Source organism: Adonisia turfae CCMR0081, from assembly GCF_011009555.1.
GTDB lineage: Bacteria > Cyanobacteriota > Cyanobacteriia > Phormidesmidales > Phormidesmidaceae > Leptothoe > Leptothoe turfae.
This window is the reverse complement of the sequence record NZ_QXHD01000004.1, coordinates 5,273,393-5,286,293: the sequence shown is the minus strand read 5'-3', so window position 1 is coordinate 5,286,293 and position 12,901 is coordinate 5,273,393. Positions and strand designations below refer to the sequence as shown.

The 12,901-nt window shown below is 47.6% G+C and carries 8 protein-coding genes; 5 read left to right on the top strand and 3 right to left on the bottom strand.

The features are described from left to right. Nucleotides 1–2 precede the first annotated feature (2 nt). Together DXZ20_RS26405 and DXZ20_RS26400 are read right to left on the bottom strand one after the other, a co-directional pair. Entirely contained in the window at nt 3–932 is a 930-nt protein-coding gene (locus tag DXZ20_RS26405; protein ID WP_163702090.1) for a DUF928 domain-containing protein, read from the bottom strand. Nucleotides 933–1,014: 82 nt separating this feature from the next. Then, nucleotides 1,015–4,215, bottom strand: coding sequence for a TIR domain-containing protein (locus DXZ20_RS26400; protein ID WP_163702088.1), 3,201 nt, complete (start codon nt 4,213–4,215; stop codon nt 1,015–1,017). A gap of 409 nt (nt 4,216–4,624) precedes the next feature. Here DXZ20_RS26400 and DXZ20_RS26395 point away from each other — a divergent pair, with 409 nt between their 5' ends. The 5 genes from DXZ20_RS26395 (at nt 4,625) to DXZ20_RS26375 (ending at nt 11,240) form a co-directional block, all read left to right on the top strand. After that, nucleotides 4,625–5,722 carry a cobalamin-independent methionine synthase II family protein gene (locus tag DXZ20_RS26395; RefSeq protein WP_163702086.1) on the top strand — a complete coding sequence of 366 codons (1,098 nt, stop codon included), beginning with the start codon at nt 4,625–4,627 and terminating at the stop codon, nt 5,720–5,722. Between the two features lie 137 nt (nt 5,723–5,859). Continuing rightward, nucleotides 5,860–6,288: an NUDIX hydrolase gene (locus DXZ20_RS26390; protein ID WP_163668450.1), complete on the top strand. Its 429-nt coding sequence runs from the start codon at nt 5,860–5,862 to the stop codon at nt 6,286–6,288. Between the two features lie 85 nt (nt 6,289–6,373). After that, nucleotides 6,374–8,035: a DEAD/DEAH box helicase gene (locus tag DXZ20_RS26385; protein WP_163702084.1), complete on the top strand. Its 1,662-nt coding sequence runs from the start codon at nt 6,374–6,376 to the stop codon at nt 8,033–8,035. A gap of 349 nt (nt 8,036–8,384) precedes the next feature. Further along, complete coding sequence (locus tag DXZ20_RS26380; RefSeq protein WP_163668446.1) at nt 8,385–9,251, top strand: FecR family protein; 867 nt, start codon at nt 8,385–8,387, stop codon at nt 9,249–9,251. Nucleotides 9,252–9,299: 48 nt separating this feature from the next. Further along, nucleotides 9,300–11,240 (top strand): CHASE2 domain-containing protein, encoded by a 1,941-nt coding sequence (locus tag DXZ20_RS26375; RefSeq protein WP_163702082.1) that lies wholly within the window; start codon nt 9,300–9,302, stop codon nt 11,238–11,240. A 161-nt stretch (nt 11,241–11,401) separates the two neighbouring features. On the opposite strand, the gene DXZ20_RS26370 is transcribed toward DXZ20_RS26375, so the two are convergent. Further along, nucleotides 11,402–12,901: alpha/beta hydrolase (locus DXZ20_RS26370; RefSeq protein ID WP_250565937.1), on the bottom strand; the 1,500-nt coding region annotated here is incomplete at its 5' end.

Sequence of the window (12,901 nt, the reverse complement as noted above, 5' to 3'; positions counted from 1 at the left end):
ATTTACTCAGCTAAGGGAGCCAGCCCTGGAATTATCTGAGGATTAACCGTTTCATCTGTCAGGCCAAAATACTCTAAAAACTCAGACCACTCGTCTGGATACTGATCGCGGTGGGCAATTAACTGGGCCACCATGTCGTACCAGATACCATGCTCTAGATAAACAGAATAATCGTCAGAGGACGACGAGATTGCAGCATCAGAGGTCAGCGAAATCAGTCCGCTCACCTCCTGCAATGTTCTGGCATCATCCGCACCTTCACCACGACAGCGCAAGGCAACCGTCCAGTAATACACACGGTTGGGTTGTAGACCCGGTTGCGACTCAGGCAACGCAATGGTCACTAGGCCAGGATTTTGCGGAAGTTCTAGGGATAGACGTTCCACTAAGAATTGTCGATTCTCATCGTCATTATCTGCAATCGAGAGTTCCAGGATAGCTGTATCTTCTATTTTGGAAAAAGGAACATATAAGCCCAAGCGGGGATGGGCATTTAAGGTTTTCCCCTCCAACAATAGCTCTTGGGCAGACGATGTTGGATCAGGAGCCGTTGTTGCGGGTACAAATGCCACTAGAACCGGAGGCTCTTCAGGGTTCGCTGAGGACTCAGGAGATTGTGCCATCGTCTCCTCGCTAGTCTCAGTGTCTGCAGACGTGACGGCATCATCTTCAAACAGATCATCTATCGATGGAGTATTGACCCTAGCCTGACCAACACTCGGCGTTGGCACCTCACAAATATCCCGAGTGCCCCCACCTCGACGGGTACCTGTTGCATTACCCAACTCAGAATTAGGCCGAAAAATGGAGGTGATTCGGTCAATTAAACCTGCTTGGGCTGGCGACACCATTGTCAATGGTAGCGTTAGGCTTAACCCTATGCTGAGCAGACCTTTAAGCTTTTGCGTATATTGCGATGGTGGTCGATTCATCTAGATGTCTCCCTGCACTGATGAAGCCACTGTCTAATCAATGCTAATTAAGGCTAGAGCACCATTAATTACAGTTGATCAATCAGACTTTCCGCAAGCGATAGTTGTAATAAAGAATGATGCTACCGGTACCTAATAAAGCTGAAATCGCAGGCACCATGGGTAAAAATCCCGCGAAGGTAATCATCACTCCCCAGCTGAGCACATAGATGACTAAAACACCCCCCCCCATGGCTAACACCAGGGGTAGCGGACGATAAAACCCCCATGCGATTAAGCCACCTAAGGCTGACCAAGCAACAATCCACAGCACTTCTCTATCCAACGGCAGCCACCAAATTAACGGTCGACCATCTAAGGCAGCGCTAATCAACTGACTCGCCATTTGTCCATGGATAATGACACCAGGCATATCCTGATAGGCCGTATTCCAAACATCCGCGTTTTCTGAGAGATCAGTAATGCCGATCAGAACAATGCGATCGCGAATCAGGTCAGGCTCAAGATCTCCCTCTAAAACATCCTGCAAGGGTATTGACACAGCAAACTTTTCAGGGTGACCATCCACTGTACGAAAGTTAAGCAGTGTCTGGTACCCCTTGAGGTTCGTAGAGTCAAAATATAAGCCAGCTGCACGACCTCCTGGCCTCAGTTGTGGCACCCCGACATTACCAACCCGCATGCTGTGAGGTTGCAGAAATATACTGCCATGCTGCCCATAGGACGCAGGGGCGGTAAACGCCACCCCTTCACCTTCTAAATAGCGACGGGCCAGGGTTAAGCTAAAAGCCTGTTGCACATCACAAAATTCAGCATCTTCTGTTTTCCATAGATAATGACGCCGCACCCGCAGATCCCCATCATCAAGCAAATCGTTAAACCCAATGCGGTTCGGATAATCTTGAGGTAAAACCTCATAAATGGGATGGAAACCCTGTAAATTAGGCTCGTCAGGTTGTCCTGCTGCTGCTAACGCATCGGCCTCCCCTGCTTGGGCTTTACAAATACCGATCAAGTTTTCAGTGTTGCGTAGTTTCTGGGCAAGTCGAGGCAGATCAGTTTGAAAATCTCGATAAAAATCCAAGCCAATTAACCTGGGAGAATAGACTTCTAATTTGTCTAAGACATCTAATAATGCTTGATCTGGAATCGTACCAATCCCAGGCTGATAGTCTTTATTAACTAGCTTGTCTCGCAAATATTTACCACTACTGGTATCCACTTCAATTAATGTAAATCGGTCATCTAGATTTTCATCAGGTCGCTGCCGTAGCAAATGATCATAGACTGCTAAATCAATAGGTTGAAACAGACCGACCATACGGGCAAACGCCACCAATAAACCAGTCGCTATACTCCATAAAGCAACAGAAATAGGCCGAATTCTTCGTAATGGCAATTCCCGACTGGCCTTGATATAGCGGCATTGTAGTTCTGTTGGTTGAGGTATATTTTGATGTGCCTGGCTCAACCAGGCTTCAGCAGCCGTAAGCCGTCGTCCCCGCAACAAAAAGTCATCATCTTGATTTTCCTGTTCCCACTCTGTCGCCTTAATCAGCAGACGCGTGTGCTCACGAGTATGCTGGGGATTACTTTCAAGGGCACGATAGAGGCGACCAAAGTTACTTAGAAAATCCCCATCCTGCTGTCTAAAATCAAACCGTGGAAACTCTTTTAGGGATGCAGGCAATTTGGTATCTTGGGTTTCTCCATAAAGAATCACTAAAAGTCGTTTATTGAAAGCCAGTGCATAATCAATCATGCTCTTACATTTGGCTGAAGCAACTGCATCTGGCGACAGAATATAGACAATATTTTCAGACGCCGTAATCCCGGCCTTGAGTTCTTCTTCAAAGTCTGACTCAGGCACTACACTTTCTTGCTCAAACCAGGTGGACTGCCCTTGCACCTGTAGCGTTTCATTTAATTTTCGGGCAAAGTCCAGATCGGCTGCAGCCGACGCAATAAAAACATCCAGAGTCATATCCGGTGACTGTTGCGCACTCGCCCCCACAAAATCTCTCTGCAACTCAGTTGGGCCATATAGTGGCCGCTGGTTAGCCAGTTTAAGCCAGGTCACATAGTGGCTAATGCTATGGCCCTTTAACAAAATACTGGGATTATCTTCTTGACGTTGCCACTTCAGTGCTTTTACTAATAAAGTCTTATGCTCTTCATGGTAGGTAGCCTCATGTTTAAGCACCTGTAAGAGCTGACTCTCATCTAACAAGTAATCTTCTTCTCTAACATTATCCGTCAGATCAATGTATTGTATGGCGCGTATTACCTCTGGAATCTGCGCAATATCTGTGGGGCAAGCCAGAATTGGAATAATGCGCTTATGTAACGATAGCGCATAGTTCAGCTCATCTTGGCAGTATTTAGACACCATTGCCTCAGGTGAAATCATATAAATGAGATTATCCGCTTGCTCAATGCCACGGTGGATCGCCGATAGAAAGTCTTCCCCGGTAACAATATCGGTACGACTAGTCCACACTGTAAATGCTCTTTGAGTGAGACTACGACGAATTTTGATGGCATTTTCCCCATCTTCCTCTGCATAGGAGAGGAAAACCTGACACATCAAATTTTGGGTGTTTTTGATGCTCTGGGTAATAAATTCACAGTGCAATTCTGACGGTTCACAAGACACTAATTCATTATTACGAGTTAACCACTCTGTGGCCGTTTGGCAGGTTTTTCCGGTAAGGAGATAGCGTGTCTGGTTCTGGTGTTCCAACCATGTCAATGCCTGATTGAGCAATTGAGTATGCTGTTGCACATAGTCAATTTCTGTTTTGAGTAAGGCTACCAAATCTTGTAGTGCCAGTTCAAAATCATTTTTGTCGTCTTGAAAAAATGCCCAATTAAGCTTTTTAATCGCTGGATGCATATTGGGATAGCAAGAGTGTCGTCCCTCGGCTTGATACTGCAACCAATCCTGTTCTGTTCCCTGTGGATTTCTTTGTTGCCAGGTCTCGCGTGATATTTCATCGATATGTAGCAGTGGAAGAATCCGTTTTTTAAACTGGAGTGCCCGTTCAAGTTCTAAGCCACAATATTTCGAGTTAACGGCGTGGGGAGAAATGATAAAGATAACATTGTGCGCCTTATGCAGACTTTGATCAATGTATTTTTGAAAGTCAACGCCCAGGGGAATATCGTTTAAGTCTAGCCAAACATTAAAGCCTTCTTCTACTAAACGGGCTTTTAGCTTAATTGCAAATCCCTTACTGTCAGGACGCCCGTAGGAGATGAATACATCTTTGAAGTCTGCCATAAACTGTGGCCATGGGGGGAGATAGACTTTTCTATGGTATCCACAGGGCAAACGGTTGCATTTATGCTGTCAGCTAAGCTTAATCATTAGCAACAAAAGTATCGTTCATGAGAGCAACTGCTTTTTCAAGCACACCCATAGTAGGCAAGACTAAGATGTTGATCTAGATAATCAAACTATGGAGGCCCGTTTAATGGCTGGGCTTGACTTTGAACTGAGATTGGCCGGTGAATATTATTTCACACCCGGCACAGTATCATTAGACCTGCGTCGAACTGAAGGTGAAAAATTCAGAGAGATTTGAGGCTTACTCCCTAAAGAGACTGCCAACACTGGTAAAGTTAGCTAATATTTAACGGCTCAGAATAATATTGCCATCTACATTGCCATCTACTCAGGAGACTGGTCCATGAGCCCCCGACCCCCTAGTAACGACTTCCCGTTAGCAGGAATTCCTACCGAACCCGTCGGTAGTATCCCTCGCCCTCGCGAGTTACAAGATGCTATGGTCGCTTGCCAGCAAGGGACTATGACCCCCGAAGACTTGGATACCTTGTTCGACCAGGCAGTGCGTGACACCATTGAACAGTTTGAAGCCACTGGTTCTCCTGTGGTCAGTGATGGTGAACAGACAAAATCTAGCTTTGTTACCTATCCCCTTGAGGGGCTGAATAACCTGGCCACCGATGGCATGATTATCCCCTTTGAGGATGGCCATATTCGGCAACTGCCCCGCTTAACGCAGGGACCTTTCAAATATGCCAACTATGCAGGCTCCTATTTGCCCCGTGTCAGGAAGTTTGCCACTCGTCCAGTGAAACAGGCTGTTATTGCTGCCTCAGCGATGAGTCTGCTTTACCCAGAGGCTGGTCTTCCTGATTATCCACGGGAGCAGTTTTTGTCTGATTTGATCCAGGAGGCTGTTGCCGATATCCGTAGCTGTTTTGACAACGGCGCACACCAGGTACAAATTGACTTTACCGAGGGGCGTCTGGCGGTCAAACTGGATCCATCAAAGCAGTTATTGCAACAATTTATTGAGCTGAATAATCAGGTGCTTTCCCATTTTGATGAAGATGAGCGTCAACGCATTGGGGTACATACCTGTCCGGGGGGTGACCATGATTCAACCCATAGTGCTGATGTGGATTATGGTGAGTTGATTCCCCTGTTATTGAGGCTAAATGCAGGTAATTTTTACATGCAGATGGCCAGCGAAGCGAACCCTGAAAAGTCTTTGCAGATTATCGGGGAGAATTTACGTCCTAATCAACGGGTCTATGTGGGGGTTATTGATGTGGTGAATGAAGAGATTGAGTCTGTGGAAACGGTGTGCGATCGCATCTTATTGGCCGCAAAATACATTCCCATCCATCAGCTCGGTACGACCGATGATTGTGGTTTTTCTCCCTTTAGTGATGACGTCGTTACCAGTCGAAAGACCGCCTTTGCAAAAATTACAGCCCGTGTTCAGGGTACACGCATGGCCTATGAGAAATTAAGATAACTCCGGTTGCCAGATATCCACCAAACTGAGCTGATTGCCCTGTGGCCATCCTATAGTTTGAGGCCTATAGTTCTAGGCCTATAGTTTTAGGTAAATCGAGGTACTCTAAAGGCTGACTTCAAGGGAGAAAGCACTCGATGACTGGTGGTAAAGTTGAGGTTGCGATGGCAATCATCTATCAAAACGATAGGTTTCTGATGCAACTACGGGACGATCTACCAACGATTCTATTTCCTGGTCACTGGGGCTTTTTTGGTGGGCATCTAGACCCCGGCGAAGATCCTGAGACGGGTGTGCTAAGAGAGCTCCAAGAAGAGATTGACTATACGCCCACAACAATCACGTTATTTGAAAGGAGTGAAGATGAGCGCGTTGTTCGTCACTTTTACCACACCGAATTAACCGTGTCCGTTGCAGACCTGACGCTGAATGAAGGCCAAGACCTGGGTTTGTGCACCATTGAAGATGTGCAACGCGGCTATAAATACGCCCCGAAGCTAGGCGAAGACAGACCCCTGGGTGCCCCCCATCAAAAAGTCTTACTTACATTTATCGATCAGCTTTGATCCAACGATTTCAGGCCCATCATGCTCCCGTCTCTCACAAGATGCATTACCCTGTGAAGAGCGAACAAATCAGTCAATAATGCCTATGGCCGAGGTGCCACCCAAAAATCAACCTACCGCTGATCCCACTGCGGATGACGCCCCACCAGCTAAAATCCAGGCTGCCCCACCTAAGCTACGTCCCTATCAGGTAGACCTGGTTAACGACCTTTATCGAAAACTGAATGAGGGCTACAGCCGCATTGCCATTATTGCTGGCACAGGCGCAGGCAAAACCGTGATCAGTGGGCAAATTTGTGCCCATGCTGAGTCAGCCGGTCGTAAACTGATGTTTTTGGTGCACCTGGATGTACTTGTGGGGCAAACCTACGAGAAAATGCAGTCCTTTGGATTGGACTGCGGGTTTATCAAAGCAGGCTGGCCAGAAAATCCAGAGGCTCCCATTCAAATTGCCAGTATTCAAACCATGGCCAAGCGGCGTTGGTGGAAGAACTGGCCTGCCGATGTCGTGTTTTACGATGAGGGACACATCACCATGTTTAGCCAAATTGGTAAACAGGTGATGCACAAAACCCACCCTGATGCCGTGCATTTGGTGATGACAGCCACCCCTCTACGCCTGGGCAGAGAGCAGTTAGGGGATGTGCTTGACACGTTAGTGGCATCGCCTGTGCCCAGCGAGCTACAGCAAATGAACTACCTGGCTCCCCTCAAGTATTTCAGTATGCCCATGGACAGCATGGCTAACCTGGAAAAGGTCAGTACCAAGGGCGGTGACTATGATGAGAAAGATCTCAAGACCGCGTGCGATCGCCCCGAATTGGTAGAACGTATCATTGAAGAATGGCAGCGTCTGGTGCCCGGCAAACGCACCATTGCCTTCTGTGTTGATGTGGAACATGCTCGCAACGTAGCCAAAGAGTTTCGCAAGGCAGGCATTTCAGCGGATACGGTCGATGGCAACACACCCATAAAAGAACGCAAGCGCCTCTACGATGCCCTGGGCCAGGCAGAACTACTCGTTTTGACCTCTTGCAACGTTATTAGCATCGGCTTTGACGAGCCCAGTGTGGAAGTCGGTTTAATGCTACGCCCTACCAAATCCAGTGCACTGCACTTTCAGCAGTTGGGACGGGTGATGCGGATTTCCCCACAAACCGGCAAACGTTATGGCATTATTCTGGACCAGGCCGGTAATTTAGAGCGTCTGGGCTTTCCCGAAGACATTCGTGAGTATACCCTACCCACCCGCAGTCAGTCCTCTGGTCAGGGTGGTCCTGCCCCCACTAAACCCTGTCCTGCCTGTGGTCTGATTGTCTATTCCTTTATTGTTAAATGCCCTGAGTGTGGTCACCAGTGGGTCAACGATCGGCCCATTATGCTAGAAGACATGGTGCAGATATATTCATCTCAGCAAGCCCATCAAATCAACGACATTCCCACCCTGGTGCAACTGTTTCACGGCCATCGTCGACGAGCCTTTAAAAGTAACTATGCACCTACCTGGGCTGAGCGTTCTTTTTTTGAACATACGGGGCGTAAAGCCCAAGCAGAATGGTGTCGTGGGTCTATCTATGGCCATCGCCCCAGTTGGGAACAACAACTCACTATTCTCGACTATCTCAGAAAAAGCGCTCGTCGTTTAGGTAGACGAGACGATTGGGTTGCCTATGAGTTTGAAAAAGAAGTTGGCCCTGGCAGCTGGAAACAACTAGCAATTCATGAAGGCATGGCTCAATCTCAATAACGGGTTCAACGAATACTGCTAATACTGCTAATACTGATTTAAAGTGATTGGACTAGCCAGATTACATCCTATTGGAAAACTGCTTGAGCATCTGATAAGCGCCAAAGTACAGATTTCAGAAAGGCATATGGCTGATTCCTCATCCCTATTTATTTATTTACGCAAACAGCCTGTATGCCTTTGAATTAGGTCCATACAAAAACTCTTAGAACATAAAAGTAAAAAAATAGTCCGGATTCTAGACTACCCACGGGGCTTTAGAAATAACGGTGGGGCATAAATAATAGTGGAGAGCCTTAGCGAGCTCTCTTGCTATTTCTTGCTTATGAGTACAAGCAGATATACAAATATGAACGTGCGTCTTATGCTGCGACCCAAACGATTGAAGCAGGTCATTTTAGGCTCTCTAGTGGCGACAACGGCCATTAGCATCACCCTCATACCCGCATGGGAAGCTCAGTCGGCAGCAGAACGATGGTTACGAGTAGAGCGCATCTCCGGTAACGTGACCACATTAGCAGGTGGTCGTAAGAATGCCCAGATAGGCGATCATTTAACCGCTGTAGGGCATGGGTTAATTACAGGCAATCGCTCCAGCGCGCACCTATCAGCCGATGATGGTATTGGCACGATTGCCGTCGCTCAAAATACACGGCTTACTATCCGACAGTTGGCTGTTTTATCGGACGGTAGCAAAACAACTGTTATCGATGTCCCTCAGGGTCAGGCAAGACTACAGGTCCGACGATTTACTCACCCAAACTCACGCCTAGAACTACATACGCCTAGTGGTGTGGCGGCAGTACGAGGCACAGAATTTGGAGTTTCAGTCGATGATGCGGGACAGACTAATGTGGCTACCCTAGAAGGGCAAGTGGAGGCCAGTGCTCAAAATGTAGCTGTACCAGTCGATGCAGGCATGGTTTCAATCATTCATCCAGGGGAGCCCCCCACACCTGCCCGTTCCCTAGATCGTAAATTGGATATTCAATGGGAACTTTATGAGTGGAGAGATGATCACTTTTATATGGCTGGTCGGATTGATGCAGCCAATACTCTCTTGGCCCTGGGAGAAGCACTATCGGTGAGTCGTACTGGACATTTTGAGCAAAAACTGGAGTTATCTAGTCGTAACCAGCCTGTTATTTTGACAGTTCAAAACGCGGTTGGTGAATCTCGCACACATCGAATGCTGCCCTGGTTATCCAATGATTGAAACAAAGACATCCAGCACCGATGGGAACAGTTCTCTGAATGATGGACTATGAGGCAGTTTTTGCAGCAGGTTCAGGATAACATTCGCAACGGGTTCGGTCAGGCGCGATCGCACTGGGTCAATATGTTCTTAGGCCCAAGTTTGGCAGCAGCAGGCCTAGGCGTAAGCCTCTTTGGCTTAGGTCTGTGGGAGCCCCTAGAGCAAATGGCCTATACTGGCCTTTTCCTAACACGCGATCGCATTGGAGCACTCCAGTGGGATGATCGGATTGTCGTGGTTGCCATTGATAATGACAGTTTGGCAGCCTATGGTCCATACCCCTGGTCTCGCGACCTCTACGCCACCTTGCTAGATCATTTAATGATAGCGCAACCAGCGGCTGTGGGGTTCGATATCCTCATGCCAGAAGCCACCCCTGAAGATGCACAGCTAGCAGAGAGCATCAGCTTTAGTAGCAATGTCGTTCTGGCCGTTGGCGGAGATGGCAAAGGTAACAGCATCCAGGTTACACCTACCTTGACAACACCTGCCCAAGGGTTCTTCCAATTAGGGCATGTCAAACATACACCAGATCTAGATGGACTCAGCCGTCAAGGGTTTCTCTACGAGAGACATCAAACATCATTTGCCCCCAGCTTTGCCATTGCCCTGCTGGACGTCTACCAACAGAATTTGACACAACTCATCACAGAGACCCCCACCACATTATCAGAACAATCAGTTCAGTTTTTAGAGCATCCTGAGCAGTTTGATCAAACTCAATCCATGCTGATCAACTGGCCAGGACTGACACGTCCTGGCAAAGGCCAGAAATCTCACCAAGGGCTAAAAACACTCTCTTTCTCAGAGATCTTAAATGGTAGTGCTGTTATTGATCAACTTCAAAATAAAATTGTTTTAGTAGGCTACACGGCTACTGGAGTGGTGGGCACAGTGGAAGATCCTATTAGAACTCCCTTTGAACAAGATATTCCCACGTCTGGAGTATATTTACATGCAGCTCTTTTAGACAACTTATTAAACAATCGTTTTCTCAATCGACTTCCCCAAGGCTGGACCCTCGCCTTAATCATGCTGAGTGCCATGGGCAGCAGCCTGATATTAAAACCTATGCGGCTCTGGGGACGTCTCATCTTTGTAATAGCCTTGATTCCTGCGTGGTTTGTCATCACTTACCTTGGCTTTATAGCCGGTTTGTGGCTACCCATGGCTGCCCCCATCGGCACAACACTGTTAGGTATGATGTTCCTCCAAGTGGCAGAACAACGAGAGCGTCAAGCATTAACCGATCTCTTTGCCATTAGTTTATCTCCAGAGATGGCCAACTTCATCTGGCAGCATAAAGAAGAACTATTGACTAAAGGGCAAATTCACTCCCAAGAATTGACTGCCACCTTATTATTTACTGATATTCGTGGTTTTACAACAATTGCTGAGACATTGCCATCTGACCAATTACTCTCGTGGTTAAATCGTTATTTTGAGGTGATGACTGAGTGCATTATGGCCCATGGTGGCGTCGTCGATAAGTATATTGGTGATGCTATTATGGCAGCATTCGGTGCACCAGTATCACGATCAGGTAAGGATGCTGTTCAGCAAGATGCTCTAGCCGCCGTTGGTGCAAGTATGGCCATGGTAGAAAGATTAAAAGATTTAAATCAAGAGTTTACGGCTCAAGGATTACCCACCGTGAGATTTGGCATCGGGTTACATACAGGTGCCTTAGTGGCAGGGACCGTCGGCAGTCGCTATCGAGCTAACTATTCTCTCTTTGGTGACACTGTCAATATTGCAGCAAGGTTGCAAGATATGACCAAGCAGCTCACTAAAAACTCTCCGTATCCAATTTTGATGAGCGAGGCCACTTATCAACATGTGGCGGATCAGTACGCTGTTATTGCTGAGAAAGCTCAAATTCAACTGCGGGGACGCACGGCTCAAACCACTGTATATACCTTGGGTGAAATGGGCAAAGTTCAAAGCTAAGTTTCCCTAGCTTTTGGCGTTTAGACGTTTGTGTAAGCTGAGAATAAAGTTTTACACTGAGCCAAGGCATTGCTGCCGGGATCAAGTTGATGCCAACTGGAACAGCCCCTTGATCAACTAGCAGATAGAGAAAGAAGACTTGAGAACGTGTGCCGACCAACTCAATTAACCCCAGAAACTGGGAAATTTCGCGGCTGATTTGTCTCAACTTCTTTCTCGATGGCCTCTCGATAGGTACTGATGTAATGGTGGGGGCCAACATCATGCTTTGAGGTGACAAATTCCCAGGGCTCGCCCCCATGAAGATAAACCAGATCTCCAATGGCCGTTGGCGGCACGATTGTGGTTGGATCGGTTAAGTTCGCGACTCGATAGCTATTGGGCACTAACTGATGATGAGCACTGACAAAAGTGGGATCACTTGGCCGATCGCAGTCGCAAATATCGGCTGCCACTGCAACCTGTATCTCTACTAAGAGATCCTCAAGACTCGCTGTGGCCGTGCCCACGCCACCCCTCGCATCAAGGTTTCGACCAAACCGACTGAGGGTGGCAATATCGACAAACAACTCTCGGGCTGGGTATTTTTGCAAAATTTCCAGTAGTGATGCTTTGTTGTCATCCGCCGCCGATAGCAAAATTGTCCCCCGCAATGCCTGGATATTGCCCTGTCGAGACGGGGTATGAATAATCCGTCCCAGCTGAAACAAGATATATTCTCCCAATAACTGGTTGAGAAACTGATCCAATGACAGTAGATCTAGTTCAAATTCAGACGTGAGAATCTTACGAAAATTCTCTTTGTCCACACCAGCTACCTTCATGTAGAGGGGCCAGCTAGGTGGCAGTTCCCCGGTTTCTACAAACGTGACCAACTCATCCGTCGAGATCGATATCAGCAAAGGCCCCAGGGTGGTGGTGACTTCCACCGGATGTCTTGGCTGGGGTGAGGTTTCATTGACGCTATCGCTGGTTTGCTGGCTAAGGAACTGGCTCTCCGACTCGGGTGTTCTAGATCCTTGAGCCACCGTGGCTAGGGCTTTAGTTCTTGCCACGGAGATAGTATGTTCTGAGAGACTACAAGAGTGAGTTGCCAGGACAGAATCTGCATAAGCCACGTCTGTAACATCACAGTCACAAACCAAGTCGGGCAGCAGCTCACTAAAAAAGTTAAAGAGAGGCGTCAGCGTTTCAACAAAAAGGTTGACATCTCGATAAACAATCCCTAGCTCTCGGATATCAAAGCGAACCTCATCCTCGGGATAGCGCTTGATTAATTCCAGAATTGACATATTATCGTCCAAATAGGCAGAATTAAGCGCCTGGGCCAATGGGGTCAAATCTGCCCGGATAGAAGGGTTTCCTACTATTTTGTTGAGCTGATATAAGAGAAACTGAATATCGCTATCCCCCAGGGGAATACCCGTGTCAGGAATGGCAGCATCCAGTAGAACAGATAGGGCGTCTACTGGAATAGGTGTGCGCCCCAAAAAGTTCTGTAGTGCTGGCGATAAGGTGCCATCATCAGCAAATTTTTCGAGATCGCTGACGGGCAAACTAGCCCGTAAATCAAGAAACTGCATGGTAACGGTGTCGGCGGCCTGGGCGACTCCACCAAACAGGGGAGAAATGCCCAGGGTAATGCCCGTAATGAGACCTGC

Coding starts and splice junctions, on each gene's coding strand:
- DXZ20_RS26405 (WP_163702090.1), bottom strand. CDS start 932: ATGAATCGACCACCATCGCAATATACGCAAAAGCTTAAAGGTCTGCTC.
- DXZ20_RS26400 (WP_163702088.1), bottom strand. CDS start 4,215: ATGGCAGACTTCAAAGATGTATTCATCTCCTACGGGCGTCCTGACAGT.
- DXZ20_RS26395 (WP_163702086.1), top strand. CDS start 4,625: ATGAGCCCCCGACCCCCTAGTAACGACTTCCCGTTAGCAGGAATTCCT.
- DXZ20_RS26390 (WP_163668450.1), top strand. CDS start 5,860: ATGACTGGTGGTAAAGTTGAGGTTGCGATGGCAATCATCTATCAAAAC.
- DXZ20_RS26385 (WP_163702084.1), top strand. CDS start 6,374: ATGGCCGAGGTGCCACCCAAAAATCAACCTACCGCTGATCCCACTGCG.
- DXZ20_RS26380 (WP_163668446.1), top strand. CDS start 8,385: ATGAACGTGCGTCTTATGCTGCGACCCAAACGATTGAAGCAGGTCATT.
- DXZ20_RS26375 (WP_163702082.1), top strand. CDS start 9,300: ATGAGGCAGTTTTTGCAGCAGGTTCAGGATAACATTCGCAACGGGTTC.